We start from the raw sequence: 24,657 nt of genomic DNA, 5'->3' as shown, positions 1-24,657 counted from the left end.
AATGAAAAACGTTTATTTTTCAATAATATGTATCTTTTTAATTAGTGTTTCGGTATTTGGTAATCATACTACAGACAGCATTCAAAAATGGGCTATTAAAGGAAAATTCACTTTTTTATTCAATCAATCTGCTTTTTCAAATTGGACTTCCGGAGGAGATAATACTATTGCAGGAAATGTTAATATTAATTACGATTTCAACTACAAAAAAGGAAAATGGAATTGGGATAATAAGATTATAACAGGTTATGGTTTAAGCCATGTAGATGATAAAGGATTTAGAAAAACAAATGATCAGTTCGAATACAATTCTCTACTAGGTCTTAAGTCTAAAGGATTATGGTTTTTCTCTTTTTTTAATAACATAACTACTCAGTTTACGCGTGGTTACGATTACTCTCAAACACCGGTTAAACCAACTTCTACTTTTTTTTCGCCAGCGTATATAAGCTTTGGACCTGGATTATTATGGAAAAAATCCGACGATTATAGGATAAACATTGCGCCAGCAACATCTCGTTTTACTTTTGTTTCTGAAGAGTTTTCCGGGAAATATGGTGTAGATGTTGGAGAAACCAGCAGTTATAGTTTAGGTTTTAACCTTTCTACTTATATGAAGTTTGATTTAATGGAAAACATTAATATGGAGAATATAGTAGCAATTTATTCCGATTATTTAAATCATCCTGAAAATATAGATGTTAATTATCAAATGAATTTACTATTTACAATCAATAAATACTTTTCTATGAACATGACTTTGCATGCTGTTATTGACGATAATACGTCCAAAAGAATTCAGTTTAGAGAGATTTTTGGCTTAGGATTAAGCTATTTTTTTCAAAAATAAAGTGACTTTAAAAAAATATACTTGTCTAAATAAAAAAGCGTAAGTTTGCGCACATTTTTAAAAAATAAAAATTAAATAAAATGAAAAAATTAATTTTAATAGTAGCTTTTGCTATAACAGGTGTTTCATTAAACGCTCAAACAGTTGAACAACTTAAAAAAGAACTTGCAACTAAAAACGATGCAATAGGTAAATTACAAGGAGAAGCAGGTGCTTTACAATCTCAAATAGATGCTTTTCCAGGTTGGAAATATGGTGCATTTGGTACTTTTGGAGCAAACATTTCTGGATTTAACAACTGGTATTCTAAAGGAGCAACGTCTGATAACAAATCAGGTAATATTGGTATTGTAGGTAACGGTTTTGCAAATTTAGATAGAGAAAAGTTTTTCTGGAGAAACTCTTTAAACGTAAACTTATCTTGGATAAAAAATGATTCAGGTGATGAATCTAACGGTTTTGAAGGAGCAAACGATGTATTTACATTAAGCTCTTTATACGGATATAAATTATCTGATAAATTAGCTGTTTCTGCTTTAGGAGAATACAGAACTACTTTAATTAATAGCTTTAACGATCCTGGATATTTAGATTTAGGTGTTGGTATTACTTGGACTCCAATTCAAAACTTAGTGGTTGTTGTTCACCCATTAAACTACAACTTTGTATTTAGTGATAATGATACTGCTTACGAATCTTCTTTAGGTGCAAAAATCTTTGCAGATTATACAAGAAAATTAGGTCCAGTAAACTTTAAATCTAACTTATCTGCTTTCCAAAGTTATAAGTCTGGAGATTTATCTAACGTAACTTGGGTAAACTCTTTCGGATACACTTTCTGGAAAGGAATTGGTTTAGGGTTTGAGTTTGGTTTACGTAAAAACAAACAAGAAGCTTTAGCTAATGCTTTAGGACAAACACCAGCTTTAATTCCATCACCAACATTTGGTAATGTAGACAACAAATTACAATCTTACTGGTTATTTGGTCTTAACTTTTCAATGTAAGTTAAACCCAATTACAAGATTAAAAATAATAAACCTCAAGCAGCAATGTTTGAGGTTTTTTATTTGAAGCTATTTCCTGCTTTTCACTATATCTTTTTTATGAAAAATAAAAAAGGATGCCGTTTCAATCAGGGCTAACCATATTTATTAACTTTTTTCATATCTTAAAAATGGAGTCTTATTTACTGATTTCTTTTTATGTATTTTTGCTAAAAATTATTCTGAATGACATTATTATTAATTTACGGAACCGTATCTATTTTCTTTTCATTTTTATGTTCAATCTTAGAAGCTGTACTTTTAAGTGTTACACCAACATTTGTTAATGTAGCAAAAAGTGAAGGAAAATCTTTTGCAGAAGATTTAGAAACCTTAAAAAAAGATGTAGACAAACCTTTAATTGCAATTCTTACCTTAAATACATTAGCACATACAGTTGGAGCAATCTTAGTTGGAGCAGAAGCAAAAAAGGTTTTTAATGATGATGGTTATGGAGTTTTTATTGTCTCAGCCGTAATGACAATATTAATTTTAGTAGCTTCAGAAATTGTACCAAAAACTATTGGTGCAACCTACTGGAAACAATTAGCCAACTTTACTACAAAAGCATTAAATATGATGATATTTCCATTAAAATGGACAGGTATTTTATGGATTTTACAATTAGCAACAAAACTTATTGGAGGAAAAGGCGGACATGGAGAAAGTGTTTTAAGTAGAGAAGATTTTACAGCAATGGCAGATATTGCTCACGAAGAAGGCGTTTTTAAAGAATCAGAAAGTAAAGTAATTAAAAACTTACTAAACTTTAAAAAGATTTTAGCAAAAGATATTATGACCCCAAGTACAGTCTTAAAATCTGCCAACGAAAAGCAAACTATACAAGCCTTTTATGACGCACATACAAACCTGCGTTTTTCTAGAGTTCCTGTTTTTTCTGAAAAATCAGATAATATTACAGGTTATTTCCTAAAATATAACTTACTAGAAGCAATTATTAAAGGAAACGGAAATGAGCCATTAAAATCAATAAAAAGAGATATAATTGTTACTAATAGAGATTTATCAATTCCAAGTTTGTTTGAAAAACTAATAGAGCAAAGAGAACATATTGCCTTGGTTGTAGATGAATATGGATCTGTAAGTGGTTTGGTTTCTCAAGAAGATGTAATAGAAACCTTACTTGGTTTAGAAATTATGGACGAATTTGATAACGTAGCAGACTTACAATCTATGGCACGTAAAAATTGGGAAGTAAGAGCAAAACTAATGGGCATTATTCAAGAAGAAATTCCCGAAGAATAATCTAAGTACTCTTTTCACCTTTATTTAAGTATACCTTTTTTTAAAAATAAACAGCAGTTCTTTTCTGATTTAAATATTAATCGTAATATTGCAATATACTAATTAAGTAAAATGGGAATAACAAAATCAGAAATATTTACAGACCAACAAAATCAAATTGCATTGTATGCAAAAGTATTTGGACATCCAGCAAGAGTAGCAATTTTACAACACTTGTTTAAAATTAATGCGTGCGTTTGTGGCGATTTGGTAAACGAAATTGGTTTAGCACAACCAACTATTTCTCAACATTTAAAAGAATTAAAACAATTAGGACTTATAAAAGGAAGTGTTGAAGGAACCAGTGTTTGCTATTGTGTAAATTCAGAAAAATGGTCTGAAATGAAAAAAATAATGATTCAATTCTTGGATCAGGACATGTTAACAACCGATTGCTGTTAAACCCAACAAATAAACGTTAAACGTAATAAAAAATATAGAGATGAAACTTTCAGAAATTAAAAGTAAATTAAAACAATTAGACAAAATAGCCTTTCAATTACCAAATGGAGAATTAGTTCCTAGCCATTTTCATGTAACTGAAGTAGGTAAAATAACTAAAAATTTTATCGATTGTGGAGGAACTGTAAGAAATGAAGAGGTTGTAAATTTTCAACTTTGGAACGCAGATGACTACGATCATAGATTACATCCAGAAAAATTAATACACATTATAGAGCTTTCAGAAAAAGTTTTAAAAATAGAAGATCTAGAGGTTGAAGTAGAGTACCAAGCAGAAACTATTGGTAAATTTGGACTTGATTTTGACGGGACAAATTTCTTGTTAACTTCAAAACAGACAGATTGTTTAGCTCAAGATGCATGCGGAATTCCAGCTGAAAAACCAAAATTACAGTTTTCAGAAATTTCTTCAGGAGACACTTGTACTCCAGGAAGTGGTTGTTGCTAATTCTTAAATAGAAAACATGAAAATAGCTTTATTTAGTGATGTACATGCAAATTTACCTGCACTAAACGCTTTCTTTGAAAGTGTAGATAAACAAAACATAGATGCAATATATTGTCTTGGAGATTTGGTAGGTTATAATATTTGGCCAAATGAAGTAATACAAGCCATTAAAGAAAGAAGAATACCAACAATAGCAGGTAATCACGATTTTAATATTGCAAGAATGTCTACAGACAATGTAGCAGCTTATAAAACAGATAAAAACTTAAATAAAGGAAGTATTTCTAAAGCTTTTACAAATGAAGTTCTTAGTTTAGAAAATAGAAAATATTTACACACATTACCAATGCATATTAATTTAGAATTTCAATTAAAAGAATCTAAATTTAACCTGCTTTTGGTACACGGAAGTCCAAACAAAATAGATGAATATTTATTTGAAGAAAACGAAAATATGTTAAGCATAATGGAAAATGCAAACGCAGATATTCTTTGTTTTGGACATACACATAAGCCTTATCATAAAGTTTTAAGCACTAAAAAATCTGGAGAATTAAAATATAAACATGCAATTAATACAGGTTCTGTTGGAAAGCCAAAAGACAACAATAATAAAGGGTGTTATGTAATTTTAGACATAAATGAAAACGCCTCTTTGTTAAATAAACAAAGTATTAAAGTAGAATTTATACGTTTTAATTACAACATTGAAAAAGCTGCTAAAGCAGTTGAAGAAAGCATTTTATCAAATGATTTTGCTGAAAACTTAAGATACGGATATTAGACAAACATTGAAATAAAAATGACAACAACACTAACAACCTTATTTTCAGAAATAGCATCAACAATTAAAGGATTAGATCCACAAACTATTTCTGAAGAACGTAAACAAGTTCTACAACCATTAGTAGATTTTATACAGGCTAAAGTTGATAATAAGCAAGAAATTAGAATCAATTTTATTTGTACGCACAATTCTAGAAGAAGTCATTTATCACAAGTTTGGGCGCAAACAATGGCAAATTATTTTAACGTTAAAAATGTATTTTGTTACTCTGGTGGAACGGAAGAAACAGCACTTTTTCCTGTAGTTGCAAAAACGTTACAAAATTCAGGTTTTCAAATAACAACCCTTTCCGAAGGAAAAAACCCAGTTTATAGTATAAAGTTTTCAGAAAACGAACACCCAATAATTGGATTTTCTAAAAAGTTAGATAGCGATTTTAACCCAAAATCTAAATTTGCAGCAATAATGACGTGCTCGCAAGCAGATGGAGGTTGTCCTTTTATTGCAGGTGCAGAAACAAGAATCCCTATTACTTTTGAAGATCCTAAAGCATTTGATAACACACCACAACAAGCAGAAAAATATAATGAAAGAAGCTTACAAATAGCAACAGAGTTATTGTATGTTTTTTCTCTAATAAAGTAAAAAAAAATCCCGCTAAAGCGGGATTTTTTTATTTAAATTATTCAGTATACTCATCATATAAAAAGTTATTATATGGAAAACGCTGAATGTGTATTTTTTTAACTTGTTGATATGTTTTTTCTTTAAAAGCCTCTAAATTATCCTTGTTTAAAGCAGAAATAAAGATAGATTCTTTTTCTAAATCACTCATCCAAGTTTTTTTCCAATCTTCTAAAGTGTAATGTATTTTCGTTTTTTCAGTAACTAAATCGTCCTCATCAATGGTTTCATGAGAATATGCATCAATTTTATTAAAAACCATTATTATAGGTTTGTCACCGCTATCAATTTCATCTAAAATTGTATTTACGGAAGCAATATGATCTTCAAAATTAGGATGCGAAATATCTACAACATGTAGTAATAAATCTGCTTCGCGAACTTCATCTAACGTAGATTTAAAAGACTCAACTAATTGTGTTGGTAATTTTCTAATAAACCCAACTGTGTCTGTCATTAAAAACGGAATGTTCTTAATAACAACTTTTCTAACGGTTGTGTCTAAGGTTGCAAAAAGCTTGTTTTCTGCAAAAACATCACTTTTACTAACTACATTCATTAGGGTAGATTTACCCACATTTGTATATCCAACTAAAGCAACTCTAACCATTTTACCACGGTTTTTACGTTGCACAGCCATTTGTTTATCAATAGTTAAAAGCTTCTTTTTTAAGACGGTAATTTTATCACGAATAATACGTCTATCTGTTTCAATCTCTGTTTCACCAGGACCACGCATTCCAATACCACCTTTTTGTTTGTCGAGGTGCGTCCAAAGACGTGTTAAACGAGGTAATAAATATTGACATTGTGCCAATTCTACCTGTGTTTTTGCTGAGCTTGTTTGCGCTCTTTGAGCAAAAATGTCTAAGATTAAGTTGGTTCTGTCTAAGATTTTACAATCTAAAACTTTTTCTATATTTCTTATTTGTGCTGGTGATAATTCATCATCAAAAATAGCAGTACCAATATTGTGAGATTCTATGTAGGCTCTTACTTCGTCTAGTTTACCAACACCTAAAAATGTTTTAGGATTTGGTTTTTCCATTTTTTGAACAAAGCGTTTTACCGCTTTTCCTCCAGCAGTTAATGTTAAAAACTCTAACTCATCTAAATATTCATCTGATTGTGTTTCGTTTTGTTGTTGTGTAATTACACCAATTAAAACGGCTTTTTCTGAAGTTACTTCTCTCTCGTCTATCATACACAACAAAAGTACAAATATTGTTGTATTGATTTTGATTTTTTTACTTTTGAGTTCATAATGAATTTTTAAAAAGAAAAGCACAAATTAGTTGTCAGAATAACATGGAACTAAAACCACCATTTAAAAAAATAATTCATGTAGATATGGATGCTTTTTACGCATCTGTAGAGCAATTGGACAATCCTGATTTGAGAGATAAACCTCTTGCTGTTGGTGGAAGCGGTAAGCGTGGAGTGATTTCAGCAGCAAGTTATGAGGCAAGAAAATTTGGAGTACGTTCTGCAATGAGCGGGGTTTTGGCAAGACAAAAATGTCCGCATTTAATTTTTGTTCCACCACGTTTTGAGCGCTACAAGGAAATTTCAACTGAAATACGAAAAATATTCCACGAGTATTCAGATTTAGTTGAACCACTATCTTTAGACGAAGCATATATTGATGTTACTGAAAATAAAAAAGGAAATCCGTCTGCGAGTATGATTGCAGAAGAAATTCGCCAGAAAATTTGGGATAAACTTGAGTTGAGAGCTTCTGCAGGAATTTCAATTAATAAATTTATTGCCAAAGTAGCGTCTGATATTAACAAGCCAAACGGACAAAAAACGATAAACCCGGAAGAAGTTTTAGATTTTTTAGAACAGTTACCAGTAAATAAATTTTATGGCGTTGGTAAAGTTACCGCAGCTAAGATGTACAATTTTGGAATTTTTACTGGGTTAGATTTAAAGAATAAAACTATTGAAGAATTGGTAAATCTCTTCGGAAAAAGTGGTGCACATTATTACAATATTGTTAGAGGAATTAGTAAAAGCGTTGTAAAACCGAATAGAATTAGAAAATCGGTTGCTGCAGAAAGAACTTTTTTTGATAATATTTCTTCGGAAGTATTTCTGATGGAAAAACTATCTAAAATTGCAGATGAATTAGAACGACGTTTGGTAAAGTCAGATACTAAAGGAAAAACGGTTACCTTAAAAATTAAATATTCAGATTTTACAATGCAAACTCGAAGCAAAACTGGATTGAATTTTCTTCAACAAAAAGAAGAATTTTTACCCATTGTTAAAGAGTTGTTGTATCAAGAAAAACTACAAAATTCGGTTCGTTTAGTAGGTATTTCTTTCAGTAACTTAAATACAGAAAAGAGAGAACCTGTTTTTATACAATTAAAGTTCGATTTTTAAACCAAAGGTATTTTAATCTCTACTTTTGTTCCTTCAATATTATTTTTTTCGCCATTAATATCTGTATATTTAAGAGAGAAATCTTTTTCTAAACCTCTTACAAAACTTCTTAATCGCTCTGTAGTTAAACCAATTCCAATAGATTTTCTATTTGTAGTTTTACCTGCTTTAATTTTGGCAGAAGCTTTTCTCCCAATACCATTATCTTCAATAGAAATCAAAATATAATCTTCTTCTGTTTTTGTTACAGAAAGAGCTATTTTCTTAATCCCTTTTTTAGAAGATAAACCATGCCAAATAGCGTTTTCTATAAATGGTTGTAAAACTAATGGAGGTATTTTTATACTATCTAATTTTAAGTTTTCATCTACACTAAATGTGTAGTTTATTTCATTGTTAAAACGGATGTTTTCTATACTCATATATAACTCCATTGTTTCTAACTCTTCTCTTAAGCTTATTTCTTTTACGTTAGATGCTTCAAGTATTTTTCTAATAAGTTTAGCAAATTTATTTAAATAATAAACTGCATTTTTTTGCTCATTATTTATGATGTAAAGTTTTATAGAATTTAAAGCATTAAAAATAAAATGAGGGTTCATTTGACTTTGCAATGCTTCTTGTTTTAGAGTAAGAAATTTTTTCTCGTTTCGTAAAGAACGTTCCCTTATTATTGAATATAGAATAACAATTAAAAGAACAAATAAACTCGCAATAAGTATAAAGATATTTCTATTTTTTTCTAATTGTAGTTTAGCAATTTCATTTTGTTTAGATAAATCTTTAAGTTGGTTTTTAGTTCTTTGTTTATCGTATCTAGATCTTAATTCGTTAACATATAGTAGGTTGAGGTTGTTGTAGGTTTTTGCGTCTTCTTCTTTTGCTATCTTATAATATTGATGAGCTTTCTTAAAATCTTTTTTCTTTTCATATAATAATGATAAATTTTCATTAGACCGTACTACAATATTTTGAACATTATAGTTAGAAGCAATCTGTAGCGCTTTGTTTAAATTTTTTTGTGCTGGGTTTAATTTATTCAGATGTACTTGAGCTAAACCTAAAGTATTATAGGTGTTAGAAAGATAATACATATCTTTTTGTTTAATGGCTCTTTGTAAAACAGTATCAACTGTTTTTAGTGCTTTGTCGTATTTTTTTTGTTTTATTAATACATTAGCTATACTATAAGCACAGATAATTTTACCAACACTGTTTTCAAGAGCATTATTAAAATTTAAAGATTTAAGGTAGTTTTCATATGCACCATCTAAATCACCAAGCTCTTCTTTTGCATTACCGATATTTTGATAGTTAATAGCAAGACCTAACTTATTATTAAGTTGTTTTTGCACAACAATTGAATTACTAAATTCATTTAAAGCTAACTCATATTGTCTTAATGAAATATAAAGATTTCCCATACTGTTTTGAGAAATACTAATACTTTTTTTGATATCAATACTTGGGTTTTTAATATTCAGGGCAATGTCAAGAGCTTCTTGGTGGTAGTTTAATGCATTTGGAATGTCATCTTGTCTTCTGTAAGCTGAACCTATTGAGTTTAATACTTTTAATTCTGAGATTGTATCCTTTAGTTGTTTGGTTATTTCTACAGCTTTATTGTATTCAGAAATAGATTTTTCAAATAAAGAAAGATCCCTATTTATTCTTCCTAAAGATCTATGTCCATAAAACTGACCATATAAATAAGAGCTCTCTTTACTTTTATTAATTAATAATTTTAAATCTTTTTCATGTCTTCTATGCTTTTTAAAAATAGAGTCTACAATATCATCGCTAATAATGTTATTATTAATAAGGTATTGTATTTTTTCATTTACTTCTTTTTCTTGTGAAGAAATTGAAATAGAAAAAAGAATAATAAAAGTAAAAAGTATTTTTTTCATGCTATAACGATGCTTAAAATTTTTCTAAAAACTCAGATTTTCTTTGACGAGAAACAGGTATTTTATGATTTCCTTCAATTATAACATAACCATCTGTTTTTAAGAATTCTTTAATTTTATTTAAATTGATGATAAATGAATTATGAATTCTAAAAAAATGATTTGAAGGCAATAATTGATCTACCTCTTTAAGTTTTTTTGTTAAGACAATTTTTTTGTTTCCTATAGTATGTATTGTTGAATAATTTCCTTCAGACTCTACAAATAAAATTTCATCAGACTCTAAGAAGATAAGTTTTCCGTCTGTACTAACAGTAATTTTTCGTTGATTAAACTTCTCATTAAAACCAGTTAATATTTTTTCAAATTTTTCTGTATTATCAAAATGATAGTTATGTTTCTCAACCTTTTCTAGTGTGTCTTTTAAATCATCGGTGTCAATCGGTTTTAAAAGATAATCTATTGCTTCGTTTTTTAATGCTTTAATTGCGTAGTCATTATAAGCAGTTGTAATAACCACAGCAAAATCTCTTTTTTCAATTCGTTCTAAGAATTGAAAACCATCCATGGTTGGCATTTCAATATCTAAAAAAAGACAATCTATTTTATTTTTTTTTAGATAAACAAGGGCTTCTTCTGGATTGTTAAAAGTAGCTACAACATTAATAATTTCTTTGAAATTAGAAATTTCCCAAGACAAACTTTTTATTGCTTTAAGCTCGTCGTCTACAATTACAGCATTTATCATAAGTAAAGAGGGTTTTAGGTTTCAAAAATACTATATAATTTTATAAAACATCTTTTTAAGAAAATTATAACACAAAAAATAGCAGATTATACAAAAAACAATACCATTTATACAAAACACTATTTTAAAACCTAGCATATAATGTATATTTGTAGTGTAATTGAAGGGTTACAAAATATTAAAATTCAGTTTGAATTTAAAACATAGTTAAGGAATTGGGGGATTAATTAATTATGAAAAAACAAAAGCGATACTTATGTGTCGCTTTTTTTTGTTTATAATATTATTAGGTATAAAAAAACCTCGTAAAGATTTACGAGGTTTGTGTTTTGTAAAAAATAAAAATTAGATTACTCTAACGTCTACTGCATTTAAGCCTTTTCTACCTTCTTTTAAGTCAAATTCTACTGCATCTCCTTCTCTAATCTCATCGATTAAACCACTTACGTGCACGAAATACTCTTCTTTTGAACCATCTTCAATAACAAACCCAAATCCTTTAGATTCGTTAAAAAATTTTACTGTACCGTTTTTCACTTGTAATAAATATAAATTGTTAATAAGCTATAAAGATACTACTATTTAACTAATTTTCTTAATGAGTTTTTTATTTTTAGTTAAAATCCTTTTTTATAAAAAAACTAAATTCAAATAACTTTAAATAAATAATAGCTACAAATTTCAAATATGCCGTTTTTAAGAATTTCCATAAAACACACATGTAGGAGCGTTTTTTAATTTTTAAATAACTGTTAATCAATTTGTTATAAAAATTGTTTTTTTAATAAAAAACAAAAAAAAACAGTTTTTGTTAAAAACTTCAAGGGTTTTGTGAATAAGTATGGCTTTCATTTTGAAGCAAAAAAAGCAATCTTTGTGAGAGTCGTTCTCAACGATTAATTAACAATTAAATAATCTTATTTTACCGTGGAAATTACGCAAATCATAAAAAGGGACTCAGAAACTACTATTTTTGAGTTAGAAAAAATTATTAACGCTATAGAAAAAGCGATGATTACTGTAAATCACGGTACTAGAGAAGATGCTATAGCAATTTCTAAGATCGTAAACGGTACTTTATTAGAAAGAAAATTAAATGAACCTACTTATACACCAACTGTAGAGCAAGTTCAAGACATCGTAGAGTTCAAGTTAATGGACAGTCCTTTTCACGATGTAGCAAAAGCGTACATTTTATATAGAGATGAGCAAACAAGAAGTAGAAAAGCTAATATTTTTGAGAAGCGTATAAATTTAAAGCCATATGAATATCCTGCTTTAAATGAATATGTAGATGCCATTAGACATTCTTATTGGATTCACACTGAGTTTAATTACACAAGTGATATACAAGATTTTAAAACATCGCTTACTGAGGTAGAGAAAAATGCTATAAAAAATACCATGTTAGCAATTTCTCAAATAGAAGTTGCTGTTAAAACTTTTTGGGGAGACATTTATAAAAAGATGCCAAAACCAGAAATTGGTTCAGTTGGAGCAACGTTTTCAGAAAGTGAAGTGCGTCATCATGATGCATACTCTCATTTATTAGAAGTTTTAGGATTAAACAACGAGTTTAAAAACTTGAAGAAAAATCCTGTAATTATGAAGCGTGTTAATTACTTGGAAAATGCATTAAAAAATGTAAAAAGTGAAGACAACCAAGAGTTTTCTGAATCTATAATTTTATTTTCTCTATTTATTGAGCACGTATCTTTATTTTCTCAGTTTCTTATTATAATGGCTTTTAATAAGCATAAAAATGTATTAAAAGGAATTTCTAACGTTGTAGAAGCAACTTCTAAAGAAGAGCAAATTCACGGAGATTTTGGTATCGATTTAATTAAAATTATAAAAGAAGAAAATCCAGATTGGTTTAATGAAGAACATAATTTATTAGTACAAGAAACCTGTAAAGAAGCATTTCTTTCAGAAAGTAAACTAATAGATTGGATTTTTGAAGATGGAGAATTAGACTTCTTACCTAAAAACGTAATAAATGAGTTTATTAAAAATAGATTTAATAACTCTTTAGAAAGTATTGGTATTTCAAAAGTGTTTGATGTAGACCAAACTTTATTAGCAGAAACAGATTGGTTTGATGATGAAATTATTGGAACCAAACACGGAGATTTTTTCGTGAAAAGATCTATCAACTATAGTAAAAGAACAAAAAGTATAACAAGCGACGACCTATTTTAAATTATGAACCAAAACGAAACAAAGACTACCCAAACAGAACTTACTGATCACGAAAAGTTAATCCAAGCACAAAACGCTGCTAGAGAAGAAATGCTTAAAAGCAAAAATGAACCAGAAATTGAATGGCTAACAGAAAACAGTCGTAAGTTTTTAGAATCTGGTTATTTAACAGGAGATACAACACCAGAAGAAAGAATCCGTGAAATAGCAGACAATGCAGAACGTATTTTAAAAATTGATGGTTTTTCTGATAAGTTTTATAAATATATGGCTGCTGGTTATTTCTCATTAGCATCGCCAGTTTGGTCTAACTTCGGAAAGAAAAGAGGTTTACCTATTAGTTGTTTTGGTAGTCACGTTGCAGATGATATGGGAGATATTTTATTCTCACAATCAGAAGTTGGTATGATGTCTAAATTAGGAGGAGGAACTTCTGGATATTTTGGTAAGTTGCGTGAAAGAGGAGCAGATGTAAAAAATAATGGTTCATCATCTGGTTCAGTTCACATTATGCAATTGTTTGAAAAAATGGTTGACGTAGTAAGTCAAGGTTCAGTAAGAAGAGGTCGTTTCTCTCCATACTTACCAATAGATCATCAAGATATTGAAGAGTTTTTAGAAATAGGAACAGAAGGAAACCCAATACAAGAATTAACGCATGGTGTTACGGTAAGTAACGAGTGGATGCAAGAAATGATTGATGGTGATGTTGCAAAAAGAAGTCTTTGGGCTAAAATATTACAAAGAAGAGGAGAAATAGGATATCCATATATACTTTTTAGAGACAATGCAAACAATGGAACGGTAGATGTTTATAAAGACAATAACCACGAGATTTATGCAAGTAATTTATGTACAGAAATAATGTTACCATCTAATGAAGATTGGTCTTTTGTTTGTTGTTTATCATCAGTTAATTTGGTGCATTATGACAAATGGAAAGATACAGATGCAGTAGAAACACTAGCATTCTTTTTAGATGCAGTAATGCAAGAATTTATTACCAAGTTAGAAGTATATAAAGACTCATCAGATAGAGACGATCAGTTTACGTTTCGTTTTATGGAAAAAGCCTATAATTTTGCAAAAGAAAATAGAGCATTAGGTTTAGGTGCTTTAGGATGGCACTCTTTATTACAATCTAAAATGTTGGCTTTTGATAGTGCAGAAGCATATTCTTTAAACAGTGAAATCTTTAAAGTAATTAAAGAAAAATCTTACAAAGCATCTGAAGAGATGGCTAAAATGTATGGAGAACCAGCAGTTTTAAAAGGGTATGGAAGACGTAATACAACCTTAAATGCAGTTGCACCAACAACATCATCTGCGTTTATTTTAGGACAAGTATCTCAAGGTATTGAGCCAATTTGGTCTAATATTTATGTAAAAGATATTGCAAAGATTAAAACAACTATTAAGAACCCAATTCTAGAGAAATTATTAGTAGAAAAAGGGAACAATACACCAGATGTTTGGAGAAGTATTAGAGATAATGATGGTTCCGTACAACATTTAGATATTTTAACCGAAGCAGAAAAAGATGTATTTAAGACGTACTCAGAAATAGACCAAAATGTAATTGTATATCAAGCAGCAAATAGACAAAACCATATTGATCAAGGGCAGTCTATTAACATTATGGTGCACCCAGATATGCCAATTAAAGATGTAAATAAAGTGTACATTAATGCTTGGAAATTAGGCGTAAAATCTATGTATTACCAACACAGTATGAATGCTGCACAAAAATTTAAACAAAAGAAAGACTGTTTAAATTGCGAAGGATAATTCATTTGTCATTCTGAACTTGTTTCAGAATCTCATAAATTAAAAGTTCTTAAAAAGAGAAGTCGGAAGGCTTCTCTTTTTTTTGAAGCTATTTCCAGCTTTCACTACTCGCTTTTTTTATTCAGAAAAAGAATAAAAAAGAGCTCAAACAAACCGTTCAATCTGGGCTAAGCATATTTAAATACTTTTGAGTTTCTCTAACTTTCTGTCATTCCTGGGAAGTCAATTCATTAAAAAAATCTACAAAAGAAATTTCTAATGCTTCGGTAATCTTTAAAATTGTTAAAAGAGAAGTATTAATTTCAGCTCGCTCGATTCTACCAATTTGATTTATAGGAATATCTGCATCATTTGCTAAATCTTCTTGCGATAAACTTTTTAGAACTCTAAAATACTTTAGAGTCTTACCAACATTTATTAGAAAAAGTTCTTCTTGTTTGTTTATCACACACAAATGTGTGAATAGCTTTAATTTTTTATAAACACATATTTGTGTTATTTAAATTTTATTTATACATTTAACCAGAAAAATTGTTAGAAGACGAGCTATGATGTCTTCTTATTGCTAAAAATTTATTAACTTTAATTTTATTACTATGAAAAAAATTACACGATTTTATCATTTATTAACACTATTTATTTTATTATTTGGAACCTCATTATTTCTTTGGAACTGTCAAGGTGATAGTAAGATTGAATCTAACAACTTTATAAGTATTAGTAAAGTTGATGCAAGTCATTTACTTACTAACTTAAAAGTACAATCTAAAATTCAACAAAGAAATAATTTCAAAACAAGTAATAGAGAAGAACAAAATTTAATAGATGAACTATTAAATTTTACTGTTATTGGTGAACAAGCAAAACATATAGAACAAAATAATTATCAATCTTACACTTTCTCTACAAAAAGAAGGAATTCAATAGAAGGAATTCAAGAAAACTATTTTTTAAATTTACAAGAAGATGGTTCTTATAGAGAATACCTTATTTGGTATTTTACAGACAAAGAAAATTTTATTAACGCAGAAATAAACCCTTCTTTAATTGTAGGAAAAACAATGAAAATAATTGATTTAGGTTTATTAGAAACGTCAAATGATGCAAACATGTCATCACGTGATGGTGACACTATAACCAATCTTGTAAATAATTTACCAGGTGTTGGTTGCTACGAAATAATAATGCCTGAAGATTGTGATTGTAATGGTAGTTATGCTATAACAAATAAAGATTGCCCATCTGGAGGAGGTATCGGTACTATAGAGTTTGGCGGACCTGATATTACATTAACAGGTGGAGGAACACCATCAGAAGGCGGAAACGGAGGTGGGAACGGAAGCAACTCCTCATCTTCAAATGAAACAATATATACTTCAATAACAGGAACGCCTTTCGATACATGCTTAATTAGTAATTATGATTTATTTTATCAATTAAGTGAAGCAAATCAAAAAGCTATAGAAACATTTATAAATGAGAATGATTGTAATGAAGATACAAAAGGTTTTGTAAAACTTGCTATTGAAGCTTTGATGGATGGAGATGAAGTAGATTTTGAAGATAGAATTATTATAGATTCTACTTTTAAAGATACAAGTTTAGAATGTATACACAATAAATTAAATGAAGGAGATAATTTATATAAAAGAATGATTTCTAATTTTAACAGTACTAATGGCAATTCTATAACTTTTGCTAAAGGAACTACACCAAACGGTACATGGGCAATTACAAGAGGTCATGCAAGTAATGATAGAAATTTTAAAATTACTGTTAAAAATATAGTAGATAGCAGTTCTAATTTACATAAATTAAAGATTTTATGCCATGAGATGATTCATGCATATATGTTTGATGCTCTTAAAGATTGGGGATATATGAATTTTGATTCGATTGGAACACCATGGTTGGATGTAGATGCATTAAATTGTCAAAATATACCCACAGGAACTACTACAGTAGACCTTAATTCCTTATCTGAAGAAGAGAGATTTATTTCTGTTTTATGCGCTATCCAACATGCTGGTGGTATAACTTCAGATTGGTCTCATGAAGTTTTTAATACTATAACTTTTGATATGTTAGTTTATAGGCAAGAATTAGAAAATTTGGTGTTTAACCAACATGATTGGGATTCAGAAAGTTCAGTTTTAGTAAATATTCTTCAAAATAAATTCGGAACAGATTGGAAAAGAAAAACATCTGAGTATTTAAGTTGGAGTGGGTTAAATGATACTCAAGAATTTGCAGATTGGGCTGCTAATAATAATATTGATTCAACAATAGTAAATGGTAAAGTTGTTTATCCTGAATTTGAAGATCTAATATATAATATTGATTTCAGAGGTAAATCAGACTGTAATTAAATATTATAAAAATGAAATTAAACAAAATAACGTTCTTCCTATTTCTAATTGGAATATGCTCTAATGTATTTTCACAACAAGAAAAAATAATTTATTTAGATTTTAATAAAAATTTAGATAGTGTTAAAATAATTTATAAAAAACATAATGACTCATTAACATTTGTTTCATTTCGTTTTTCTAAAAAAATACCAAAGGAAGAATATCGATACCAACTTTCTTTTAAGGAAGGTGAAATTACAAAAGGAATTGAAGCAACTCATATAGATTTTGAACCAGGAATAATAAATTTGCGATATTATTCTGATATACTAAAGTTTTATAATTGTGGTGAATTGAATATTAATAAACAGAATATTATTAGCTATACAGATTTTTTGGAAACAAAATTTAGTAGTTTCCTTAATCTATTATATGATGCAGATAAAGTTTTTTTTATCTTAAAAAAAGAAAATAAAATTTATGAAGTTAAAGTGTCTCCCTATTAAACTTAGTAAATATGAAAATAAAGAAAATAAATATATTGGTTGGGAGGGAAAAGAATTCCAAAAACCTTAACTTATAGAGTAAAAAGTAATAAAAAAGAAATCATAGCACATTGTACTATCCACGATGATAATTTAAAAATTATAGACTATAATTGGTTAATGAAAAATAGTTGGAAGGAAAACAATCCTAATATTTTTTTTAAAGATTTATATTTTTTATTTAAAATAGAAAAAGATAAATATGTAAAATAAAAAGTAATGAGAACAGTTGTTGCTTATTAAATTATCGTTTAAAGAGAAGTCGAAAGGCTTCTCTTTTTTTATAAAATATCTAAGCAAACAACGTTGCAAAGGCCTCTTCAATTTTACCAACTAAAATCAATTTTATATTGTGATTTTTAGAGGCTGTTTTATTGTATTTTGAAGCAACAAAAGTTTTATAACCTAACTTTTCTGCTTCAATAATTCGTTGGTCTATTTTAGAAACGGGTCTTATTTCTCCAGCCAAACCAACTTCTGCAGCAAAACAAACATTTGGGTTTATTGCAATATCTTGGTTAGATGATAAAATTGCCGCAACAACTGCTAAGTCAATTGCAGGGTCGTCAACATTAATTCCGCCAGTAACGTTTAAAAACACATCTTTTGCACCTAATTTAAAGCCTGCTCTTTTTTCTAGCACGGCTAAAATCATGTGCAATCTTTTTAGATTATAACCTGTTGTAGAACGTTGAGGTGTTCCGTAAACTGCTGTAGAAACCAAGGCTTGTATTTCTATCATTAACGGTCTAATTCCTTCTAAAGTAGATGCAATTGCGGTTCCGCTTAAATCGGCATCTTTTTTAGAAATTAATATTTCTGATGGATTAGAAACCTCTCTTAATCCGGTTGAAAGCATTTCGTAAATACCTAATTCTGCTGTAGAACCAAATCTATTTTTTTGTGAGCGTAATATTCTATACGTATGGTTTCTGTCGCCTTCAAATTGTAAAACAACATCTACCATGTGTTCTAAAATTTTTGGGCCAGCAATGTGTCCTTCTTTGTTAATATGACCAATTAGCAATACTGGAGTTGCTGTTTCTTTAGCAAATTTTATCAATTCTGCGGAAGTTTCTCTAATTTGAGAAATACTTCCTGGAGAAGCTTCAATAGAATTTGTGTGTAATGTTTGAATAGAATCTATCACCAAAACTTCTGGTGCAACTTCTTCTATGTTTTTAAAAATTTGTTGCGTATTTGTTTCCGTTAAAATTAAGCAATTAGAGTTGCTACTTTCTAACCGTTCTGCGCGCATTTTTATTTGCGATTGACTTTCTTCACCTGAAACATACAGTACTTTTTGTTTGATGTTTAAAGCAACTTGCAGTAATAAAGTAGATTTTCCAATTCCGGGTTCTCCACCTAAAAGTGTTACAGATCCTTTTACCAATCCGCCACCAAGAACGGTGTCTAGTTCGTTATTATTGGTAATTACTCTTTCTTCAGGATTTAACTGAATGTCGGCAATTTTTAAGGGTTTTGTAACTGATTTTGCTGTTGTGGCTTGTTTCCAACTTCTTTTTTCTTCTTTCTGAATTACTTCTTCTACAATGGTATTCCACTCTTTACAAGCGCCACATTGTCCAACCCATTTTGCGTGTTGAGTTCCACAGTTTTGACAGAAAAAAGTTGTTTTGGTTTTTGCCATTTAATTTTAGTTACAAAGTTTTAGGGTAACAAAGTTACAAAGTTATCTTGTTACTTTAAGATGTTTTTAGGCTAGAAAAATAACTTCTATTTTGGTGATTTTTGACTTGTGTGAAGAATAGCATGAATATAAATAATGTCTTTTTCTAAAGTATAGTGAATTCCGTATCTAAATCTTTTTGTAAAAGTAATTCTAAAATCTTTGTATCGTTTTTGAAATAAATTAGGGTTTTCTTGAATTGCATCTATAAGTTTTGAAATTTCAAAATACAATTCAGAACCAAGGTTTATTTCTTTAGAATCATACCATTTTAAAGCTTCTAGGAGTTCTTGTTCAGCTTCTGGTTTAATGACAACTTTAAACGCCATATTTTAATGATAATTCAGATTTTACTTCGTTCCAATTTCTACCGCTCTTTGGGCTTTCCTTGTGAAGTTTTAATCTTTTATCTAAAATTGTTTTATGTGCATCAGAAATTTCTTCACTTTTAGAATGTAGTTTATAAACAGCTTCTACTTCATTTAGAATGTTTTCATCTGTTTCTAAAATCCATTTTGCTAATTCTTTTCTTTTTTCCTGAAGACTCATAAAAATTCCATTTTATCAAAGATACTATTTTTTAAATAAGAAATTTGCGTTGAAGGTTTTCTAAAAAGCTAGCAAACAGTTGCGTTAGCGATTGCAACGGCATCCTTTTTGTTTTTTCAACAAAAAGATATAGCCTTTTGACTCCGCTCAAGATAAATTCCAAGCGCGACTTGGTCCTGAATGTCTTCAGGATAAAGTAACGCCCACATTTCAACTACGCTCAATGCAAGCTTATTTTTTGTCTTTATTGTAAATTGGAAGGAATAGGAATGATAAGCCACCGAAAATGATGATCATTGCAGTTTGCGCTGTCCACATAATCCACCCAAAAGCGGTTGCAGGTTCTTCTGAAACACCAAATAACGCTAATGCGCCAGCTACGGCAACTGGATATAAACCAATACCACCGTTTGTTGCGGCTATTGAGAATCCGCCAGCAATAAAACCGATTAAAACGCCACCAAAAGGAACGTTTAAACCACTAATTGCAGGAATTGTTGCCCAAAACATTGCTACATACATTGCCCATATAAATACGGTGTGAAAGATAAACGCCCACTTATTTTTCATTTTAAAAATACTGGTAACGCCTTCTACTAAACCTGTAATAAATGTTTTAATTTTTAATCCAAAACCAGTTTTTGCTTTTTTAACGTATCTGGTAAAAACGAAAAAAAGCAAAGTTAAAACGGCTAAACCTATAATTATTTTTGTTGGATCGAAGTTTTTTGTGAGTAATTCGTAAATAAAATCGAATTGAAAAAAGAGTGTAATTGCTATGATTATTAGCATCATAATTAGGTCTGCAATACGTTCTGCAACAATGGTTCCAAAACCTTTTTCGAACGGAATACCTTCGTAATTGCTCATTACTGCTGCACGGGAAACTTCTCCTGCTCTTGGAACAGCATAATTTACTAAATAGGCAACTAAAACTGCCATAGTACTGTTTGCAAATTTTGGTTTAAAACCTAATGGTTCTAACATAAATTTCCAACGATAAGCTCTTGATAAATGGCTTAGAACTCCAAAGAATAATCCGAGTGCAATCCACCAATAATTGGCTTCTTTAAAGTATTGTAAAAGTGTTTCTAAAGAAACTTTAGATAAAGAATACCAAACTAAAAAACCACCCAAAGCGAGCGGTAATATAATTTTTAAAATCTTTTTAATATTCAAAACTATGTAAGTGTATTATCTTTTTCGTTAGGAAAAACTAATGAAGGTTTAAACTTTTTAGCTTCTTCTAATTCTAAAAATCCGTAAACAATTAAGATTAAAACGTCTCCTTTTGCAACTTTTCTTGCAGCGGCTCCGTTTAATGTTATTTCTCCGCTTCCTCTTGGTCCTGGAATTGCATAGGTTTCTAAACGTTCTCCATTATTGTTGTTTACAATTTGAACGCGTTCTCCTTCTATAATGTTGGCTGCGTCCATTAAATCTTCGTCAATGGTAATGCTTCCTATATAATTTAAATCGGCACCTGTAACTTTTACACGGTGAATTTTAGATTTTACAACTTGTACTAACATACTGCAAAAATAGTTTTTTAATGGTTAATGATTTGTTTTTGAACTGTTTTATTTTAAACGAATGTTATCTATTAATCTAATTTCCCCAGCAAAAACGGCAATAAATGCTCTGTATTTTTGTTTTGGTTCTTTTTTATTAACGGTTTCTAACGTTTTTTCGTTTGCAATGGTAAAATACTCCAATTCTAATAATGGGTGTTTTTTAAACTTCTTTTCTACCCATTTAGTAACTTTATCTGCACTTTTTGTGCCAAATTTTTTCTTTGCTTTTTTAAGCGTTTTATAGATAAATGGTGCTGCTTCTCTGTATTCTTTTGTTAAACGAGCGTTTCTAGAACTCATTGCCAAACCATCTTCTTCTCTAAAAATATCGCATCCTTTAATTTTTAAAGGTATTGTGTGTTTTTCCACCATTTTCTTGATGATTTGTAGTTGCTGAAAATCTTTTTTGCCAAAATAAGCAGTATCTGGCGCTACAATTTCAAACAAGGTCTTTACAATTGTACCAACGCCATCAAAATGACCATCTCTAAATTTACCTTCCATTTGGTGTTCTAATCCGTCAAAATCAAAACGTTCAGAACTAATGTTTTCTGCGTAAATTTCTTCTACCGAAGGTGAGAATAATACATCACAATTTACACTTTCTAAAAGTTGAATATCATTTTCTAAAGTTTTAGGGTATTTAACCAAATCTTCTTTGTTATCAAACTGTGTAGGGTTTACAAAAATGCTAACAACTGTTATGTCATTCTTCTCTTGAGCATTTTTTACAAGTGATAAATGTCCTTGATGTAACGCGCCCATTGTGGGAACAAAACCAATGGTTTTTTTATCATTTTTAAGTGTTGATAGATATTTTTTTAATTCAGATTTTTTATCAAATTTTCTCATTGGATGTAAATTGGAATACATGCGAAATTAGCATTTTAACATGATTTTTGCATATATTTTCGTATTTTTGCACTCGTAATTTTAAAGAGATTGATTTAATGAAGGACAAAAGAATATTATATGTTTCGTCGGAAGTAGTTCCTTACTTACCAGAAACCGAGTTATCATCAACCGCATTTAACGTTGCAAAGAAAGCACACTCTAAAGGAGTTCAAACCCGTATTTTTATGCCACGTTTTGGTGTAATTAACGAAAGAAGACATCAATTACACGAAGTTATTCGTTTGTCTGGTATGAATTTGATAATCAATGATATGGATATGCCTTTGATTATAAAAGTTGCTTCAATTCCTAAGGAAAGAATGCAGGTTTACTTTATTGATAATGAAGAATATTTTAAGCGTAAAGCTGTATATTCTGATGAAGATGAAGAACTTTTTGACGACAATGACGAACGCATGATTTTCTTTGCAAAAGGTGTTGTTGAAACAGTTAAAAAATTAAATTGGGCTCCAGATATTATTCATATTCATGGTTGGATGGCTTCTTTGCTTCCGCTTTATTTAAGAGAATTTTATAAGGAAGAACCATTGTTTACCGAAAGCAAGATTGTAACTTCGCTATATAATAGTGGTTTTGAAGGTGAATTAGATAGTGAAATGGCAGATAAAGTCCGTTTTGATAACTTAGACGAAGCTAAAGTTAAAACTATAGAAACACCAAACCATACCAATATTTTAAAAAGTGCCATAGAAAATTCTGATGCTATTATTAAAGGTAGTGATGATTTATCTGAAGAAATAACAGAATTTATTGAAAAATCTGATACAGTAGTTTTAGACTTTCAAAAAGACGAAGATATTACAGAGGCATATTTAGAGTTTTACTCAGAAAAAGTTTTAGAAAATTTAAACGATTAGTTCATTTTACGATGATTAAAAAAAGTGCTTATGTAGGAGCTTTCCTACTATTTTTATTCGGTGTTATTTCTTGTGAAAAAGATTTTACAGATATTGGTTCTTCAGTAATAAACAATGGAGTTTTTGAAACTAAAGACACTTTGTTAGATATTACAATTTCTCCAGTTGATATTGCTGCTGTTAGAGCAGATGGAGGTATAAGTGTAAACTTAGGAGAATACCTTTTAGGTGTTTATAAAAGCGATGATTTTAAAACTATTGAAGCTTCTATTGTTTCTCAAGTTGGTTTGCTAGCTGATTTAAAAGTTGTTGAAAATACGTATGGTGCAGATACTACCGTTGTAACTAAAATGGATAAGGTTTTAATCCGATTACCATATCAATCTACTAACACGGTTAATGCTGAAACAAGTGATGGAAATAGCTTTAGAATTGATTCAATTTTAGGTGATCCTACAATACCAGTTGCAGTAAAAGTGTATAGAAATTTAACTTTTTTAAATACATTGAATCCAGCAAACCCTACACAACAAAACACTTATTTATCTGACGCAGTTTATTCTAAAGGAAATGAGTTAAATGAAGATGCAAACTTTTCTTTTACTGTTCCTCAAACGTATCCTTTAGCTGACTTAAATTATGGTAAAAAAGATACAGTATACTATTTTAACAGACATTTAAGTAATGGTAATACTTTTACCGACAGTTTAAAAATTGCTAATTCGGCCCCTTTTATGGCTATTCCGCTTGATAATGACAAAATAAAAACCTTGTTTTTAGATAAATATGAAACAACGGATTTTGAGTCACTACAAGCATTTCAAAATTATTTTAGAGGTTTAATAATTGAAGCTTCTGGAGCAGATGGTTCTTTAGTTCCTTTTAATTTTTCTACAGGATCACCGGTAATAGATATTTTTTATACAAATACTGTTTTAGCAAATGGATCAGTAATAGATACAATTACTAAAAATAATTCTTTTCCTTTAAGTGGTGTTACAAATAGTATTTATAAGCCTACTGCGGGTAGTGCTCCTTCAGCAGGTAACTTTGTAGTTCAAGGTACAGCAGGAACAATGGCTAACATTGATATTTTACAAGGAACAGAATTGCAAGATTTAAGAAGTCAAGATTGGTTAATTAACGATGCTTCTTTAGTTTTTTATATAGACCAATCTAAAGACACAACTCACGTTCCTTTAAGTTTATTTTTATATAAAAATGAAGATGGTAATCCTAGCCTTATAAAAGATGTAATTTCTGAAGGATCAACGGTTTTTGGTGGTCAATTATTAACAGACGAAACCAACGCAAAAGATAGATACCACTTTAGAATAACTGATTATATCTCTGATTTATTATCTGGAGAATCTTCTTATAACCCTGCCTTAGGCTTAAAGGTTTATAATGCAACAGATTTACCAAATAGTACTATTGATACAATTGTAGATTCATTTAACTGGAATCCAAGAGGAATTGTGCTTCACAGTAATACTTCTTCAAATACTGCTAGAAAAGCGCAATTAAAAATATCATATTCAGTAAAAAAATAACT

At 29.5% G+C, this 24,657-nt stretch carries 26 protein-coding genes; 15 read left to right on the top strand and 11 right to left on the bottom strand.

All coding sequences use genetic code 11. The annotated features are described in order from the left end of the window. The first annotated feature begins 1 nt into the window (after nt 1). From LPB136_RS10480 to LPB136_RS10450, 7 genes are all read left to right on the top strand, one after another. Complete coding sequence (locus LPB136_RS10480; protein WP_072556279.1) at nt 2-850, top strand: DUF3078 domain-containing protein; 849 nt, start codon at nt 2-4, stop codon at nt 848-850. An 80-nt stretch (nt 851-930) separates the two neighbouring features. After that, complete coding sequence (locus LPB136_RS10475; protein WP_072556278.1) at nt 931-1,857, top strand: DUF3078 domain-containing protein; 927 nt, start codon at nt 931-933, stop codon at nt 1,855-1,857. Nucleotides 1,858-2,082: 225 nt separating this feature from the next. Continuing rightward, complete coding sequence (locus LPB136_RS10470) at nt 2,083-3,162, top strand: CNNM domain-containing protein (protein WP_072556277.1); 1,080 nt, start codon at nt 2,083-2,085, stop codon at nt 3,160-3,162. A gap of 111 nt (nt 3,163-3,273) precedes the next feature. Further along, complete coding sequence (locus LPB136_RS10465; protein WP_072556276.1) at nt 3,274-3,603, top strand: ArsR/SmtB family transcription factor; 330 nt, start codon at nt 3,274-3,276, stop codon at nt 3,601-3,603. A gap of 40 nt (nt 3,604-3,643) precedes the next feature. Further along, nucleotides 3,644-4,111, top strand: coding sequence for a DUF6428 family protein (locus LPB136_RS10460; RefSeq protein ID WP_072556275.1), 468 nt, complete (start codon nt 3,644-3,646; stop codon nt 4,109-4,111). 16 nt (nt 4,112-4,127) lie between these two features. Beyond that, nucleotides 4,128-4,895 (top strand): metallophosphoesterase family protein, encoded by a 768-nt coding sequence (locus LPB136_RS10455; protein WP_072556274.1) that lies wholly within the window; start codon nt 4,128-4,130, stop codon nt 4,893-4,895. An 18-nt stretch (nt 4,896-4,913) separates the two neighbouring features. Beyond that, nucleotides 4,914-5,543, top strand: a complete 630-nt coding sequence (locus tag LPB136_RS10450) for an arsenate-mycothiol transferase ArsC (protein WP_072556273.1) — start codon at nt 4,914-4,916, stop codon at nt 5,541-5,543. A 37-nt stretch (nt 5,544-5,580) separates the two neighbouring features. On the opposite strand, the gene hflX is transcribed toward LPB136_RS10450, so the two are convergent. Then, nucleotides 5,581-6,786, bottom strand: a complete 1,206-nt coding sequence (gene hflX, locus LPB136_RS10445) for a GTPase HflX (RefSeq protein WP_072556272.1) — start codon at nt 6,784-6,786, stop codon at nt 5,581-5,583. 104 nt (nt 6,787-6,890) lie between these two features. Between hflX and dinB the strand changes: the two genes are divergently transcribed. Continuing rightward, nucleotides 6,891-7,973, top strand: coding sequence for a DNA polymerase IV (dinB, locus tag LPB136_RS10440; RefSeq protein ID WP_072556271.1), 1,083 nt, complete (start codon nt 6,891-6,893; stop codon nt 7,971-7,973). On the opposite strand, the gene LPB136_RS10435 is transcribed toward dinB, so the two are convergent. The 3 genes from LPB136_RS10435 to LPB136_RS10425 all read right to left on the bottom strand — a co-directional run bounded on the left by LPB136_RS10435 (nt 7,970) and on the right by LPB136_RS10425 (nt 11,168). Next, nucleotides 7,970-9,883, bottom strand: coding sequence for a tetratricopeptide repeat-containing sensor histidine kinase (locus LPB136_RS10435; protein ID WP_072556270.1), 1,914 nt, complete (start codon nt 9,881-9,883; stop codon nt 7,970-7,972). The genes dinB and LPB136_RS10435 overlap by 4 nt on opposite strands. Before the next feature lie 13 nt (nt 9,884-9,896). Further along, entirely contained in the window at nt 9,897-10,631 is a 735-nt protein-coding gene (locus LPB136_RS10430; protein ID WP_072556269.1) for a LytR/AlgR family response regulator transcription factor, read from the bottom strand. Nucleotides 10,632-10,976: 345 nt separating this feature from the next. Beyond that, nucleotides 10,977-11,168 (bottom strand): cold-shock protein, encoded by a 192-nt coding sequence (locus tag LPB136_RS10425; protein WP_072556268.1) that lies wholly within the window; start codon nt 11,166-11,168, stop codon nt 10,977-10,979. A gap of 390 nt (nt 11,169-11,558) precedes the next feature. On the opposite strand from LPB136_RS10425, the gene LPB136_RS10420 reads away from it, so the two are divergent. Both LPB136_RS10420 and LPB136_RS10415 read left to right on the top strand, forming a co-directional pair. Then, nucleotides 11,559-12,833: a ribonucleotide-diphosphate reductase subunit beta gene (locus tag LPB136_RS10420; RefSeq protein ID WP_072556267.1), complete on the top strand. Its 1,275-nt coding sequence runs from the start codon at nt 11,559-11,561 to the stop codon at nt 12,831-12,833. Between the two features lie 3 nt (nt 12,834-12,836). Next, nucleotides 12,837-14,621, top strand: coding sequence for a ribonucleoside-diphosphate reductase subunit alpha (locus tag LPB136_RS10415; RefSeq protein WP_072556266.1), 1,785 nt, complete (start codon nt 12,837-12,839; stop codon nt 14,619-14,621). A 208-nt stretch (nt 14,622-14,829) separates the two neighbouring features. Here the strand turns inward: LPB136_RS10415 and LPB136_RS10410 are convergent, their stop codons facing one another. After that, nucleotides 14,830-15,069, bottom strand: coding sequence for a helix-turn-helix domain-containing protein (locus LPB136_RS10410; RefSeq protein ID WP_237267381.1), 240 nt, complete (start codon nt 15,067-15,069; stop codon nt 14,830-14,832). Nucleotides 15,070-15,217: 148 nt separating this feature from the next. Here LPB136_RS10410 and LPB136_RS10405 point away from each other — a divergent pair, with 148 nt between their 5' ends. The 3 genes from LPB136_RS10405 to LPB136_RS10395 are packed head-to-tail and all read left to right on the top strand — an operon-like array spanning nt 15,218 to nt 17,730. Next, nucleotides 15,218-16,990, top strand: coding sequence for a hypothetical protein (locus LPB136_RS10405; protein WP_072556265.1), 1,773 nt, complete (start codon nt 15,218-15,220; stop codon nt 16,988-16,990). An 11-nt stretch (nt 16,991-17,001) separates the two neighbouring features. Then, nucleotides 17,002-17,478, top strand: coding sequence for a hypothetical protein (locus tag LPB136_RS10400; RefSeq protein ID WP_072556264.1), 477 nt, complete (start codon nt 17,002-17,004; stop codon nt 17,476-17,478). 39 nt (nt 17,479-17,517) lie between these two features. Further along, nucleotides 17,518-17,730, top strand: coding sequence for a hypothetical protein (locus LPB136_RS10395; protein WP_072556263.1), 213 nt, complete (start codon nt 17,518-17,520; stop codon nt 17,728-17,730). Between the two features lie 79 nt (nt 17,731-17,809). Here the strand turns inward: LPB136_RS10395 and radA are convergent, their stop codons facing one another. The 6 genes from radA to panC form a co-directional block, all read right to left on the bottom strand. Next, entirely contained in the window at nt 17,810-19,168 is a 1,359-nt protein-coding gene (gene radA / locus LPB136_RS10390) for a DNA repair protein RadA (protein ID WP_072556262.1), read from the bottom strand. 86 nt (nt 19,169-19,254) lie between these two features. Beyond that, a complete protein-coding gene (locus LPB136_RS10385) occupies nt 19,255-19,536 on the bottom strand; it encodes a type II toxin-antitoxin system RelE/ParE family toxin (protein WP_072556261.1) in 282 nt (93 codons plus the stop codon). Continuing rightward, nucleotides 19,526-19,756, bottom strand: coding sequence for an addiction module protein (locus tag LPB136_RS10380; RefSeq protein WP_072556260.1), 231 nt, complete (start codon nt 19,754-19,756; stop codon nt 19,526-19,528). The genes LPB136_RS10385 and LPB136_RS10380 overlap by 11 nt, the downstream gene beginning before the upstream one ends. Before the next feature lie 231 nt (nt 19,757-19,987). After that, a complete protein-coding gene (locus tag LPB136_RS10375) occupies nt 19,988-20,935 on the bottom strand; it encodes a lysylphosphatidylglycerol synthase transmembrane domain-containing protein (RefSeq protein ID WP_072556259.1) in 948 nt (315 codons plus the stop codon). A gap of 2 nt (nt 20,936-20,937) precedes the next feature. Further along, on the bottom strand, nt 20,938-21,288 hold the full coding sequence (panD, locus tag LPB136_RS10370) for an aspartate 1-decarboxylase (protein ID WP_072556258.1): 351 nt from the start codon (nt 21,286-21,288) through the stop codon (nt 20,938-20,940). 48 nt (nt 21,289-21,336) lie between these two features. Beyond that, nucleotides 21,337-22,182, bottom strand: coding sequence for a pantoate--beta-alanine ligase (panC, locus tag LPB136_RS10365; protein WP_072556257.1), 846 nt, complete (start codon nt 22,180-22,182; stop codon nt 21,337-21,339). Between the two features lie 98 nt (nt 22,183-22,280). Here panC and LPB136_RS10360 point away from each other — a divergent pair, with 98 nt between their 5' ends. Next, nucleotides 22,281-23,102 (top strand): glycogen/starch synthase, encoded by an 822-nt coding sequence (locus LPB136_RS10360; RefSeq protein WP_072556256.1) that lies wholly within the window; start codon nt 22,281-22,283, stop codon nt 23,100-23,102. An 11-nt stretch (nt 23,103-23,113) separates the two neighbouring features. After that, entirely contained in the window at nt 23,114-24,655 is a 1,542-nt protein-coding gene (locus LPB136_RS10355) for a DUF4270 family protein (RefSeq protein ID WP_072556255.1), read from the top strand. The last annotated feature ends 2 nt before the right edge of the window (nt 24,656-24,657 follow it).

This window comes from Tenacibaculum todarodis (genome assembly GCF_001889045.1).
In the GTDB taxonomy this organism is placed as follows: Bacteria; Bacteroidota; Bacteroidia; order Flavobacteriales; family Flavobacteriaceae; genus Polaribacter; species Polaribacter todarodis.
The sequence above is the reverse complement of the archived record's forward strand: the minus strand, read 5'-3'. Positions and strand labels throughout refer to the sequence as shown.

Excerpts from the sequence above, each read along its gene's own strand:
- LPB136_RS10480 (WP_072556279.1), top strand. The coding sequence starts at position 2 with ATGAAAAACGTTTATTTTTCAATAATATGTATCTTTTTAATTAGTGTT.
- LPB136_RS10475 (WP_072556278.1), top strand. The coding sequence starts at position 931 with ATGAAAAAATTAATTTTAATAGTAGCTTTTGCTATAACAGGTGTTTCA.
- LPB136_RS10470 (WP_072556277.1), top strand. The coding sequence starts at position 2,083 with ATGACATTATTATTAATTTACGGAACCGTATCTATTTTCTTTTCATTT.
- LPB136_RS10465 (WP_072556276.1), top strand. The coding sequence starts at position 3,274 with ATGGGAATAACAAAATCAGAAATATTTACAGACCAACAAAATCAAATT.
- LPB136_RS10460 (WP_072556275.1), top strand. The coding sequence starts at position 3,644 with ATGAAACTTTCAGAAATTAAAAGTAAATTAAAACAATTAGACAAAATA.
- LPB136_RS10455 (WP_072556274.1), top strand. The coding sequence starts at position 4,128 with ATGAAAATAGCTTTATTTAGTGATGTACATGCAAATTTACCTGCACTA.
- LPB136_RS10450 (WP_072556273.1), top strand. The coding sequence starts at position 4,914 with ATGACAACAACACTAACAACCTTATTTTCAGAAATAGCATCAACAATT.
- hflX (WP_072556272.1), bottom strand. The coding sequence starts at position 6,786 with ATGATAGACGAGAGAGAAGTAACTTCAGAAAAAGCCGTTTTAATTGGT.
- dinB (WP_072556271.1), top strand. The coding sequence starts at position 6,891 with ATGGAACTAAAACCACCATTTAAAAAAATAATTCATGTAGATATGGAT.
- LPB136_RS10435 (WP_072556270.1), bottom strand. The coding sequence starts at position 9,883 with ATGAAAAAAATACTTTTTACTTTTATTATTCTTTTTTCTATTTCAATT.
- LPB136_RS10430 (WP_072556269.1), bottom strand. The coding sequence starts at position 10,631 with ATGATAAATGCTGTAATTGTAGACGACGAGCTTAAAGCAATAAAAAGT.
- LPB136_RS10415 (WP_072556266.1), top strand. The coding sequence starts at position 12,837 with ATGAACCAAAACGAAACAAAGACTACCCAAACAGAACTTACTGATCAC.
- LPB136_RS10405 (WP_072556265.1), top strand. The coding sequence starts at position 15,218 with ATGAAAAAAATTACACGATTTTATCATTTATTAACACTATTTATTTTA.
- LPB136_RS10400 (WP_072556264.1), top strand. The coding sequence starts at position 17,002 with ATGAAATTAAACAAAATAACGTTCTTCCTATTTCTAATTGGAATATGC.
- radA (WP_072556262.1), bottom strand. The coding sequence starts at position 19,168 with ATGGCAAAAACCAAAACAACTTTTTTCTGTCAAAACTGTGGAACTCAA.
- LPB136_RS10385 (WP_072556261.1), bottom strand. The coding sequence starts at position 19,536 with ATGGCGTTTAAAGTTGTCATTAAACCAGAAGCTGAACAAGAACTCCTA.
- LPB136_RS10380 (WP_072556260.1), bottom strand. The coding sequence starts at position 19,756 with ATGAGTCTTCAGGAAAAAAGAAAAGAATTAGCAAAATGGATTTTAGAA.
- panD (WP_072556258.1), bottom strand. The coding sequence starts at position 21,288 with ATGTTAGTACAAGTTGTAAAATCTAAAATTCACCGTGTAAAAGTTACA.
- panC (WP_072556257.1), bottom strand. The coding sequence starts at position 22,182 with ATGAGAAAATTTGATAAAAAATCTGAATTAAAAAAATATCTATCAACA.
- LPB136_RS10360 (WP_072556256.1), top strand. The coding sequence starts at position 22,281 with ATGAAGGACAAAAGAATATTATATGTTTCGTCGGAAGTAGTTCCTTAC.
- LPB136_RS10355 (WP_072556255.1), top strand. The coding sequence starts at position 23,114 with ATGATTAAAAAAAGTGCTTATGTAGGAGCTTTCCTACTATTTTTATTC.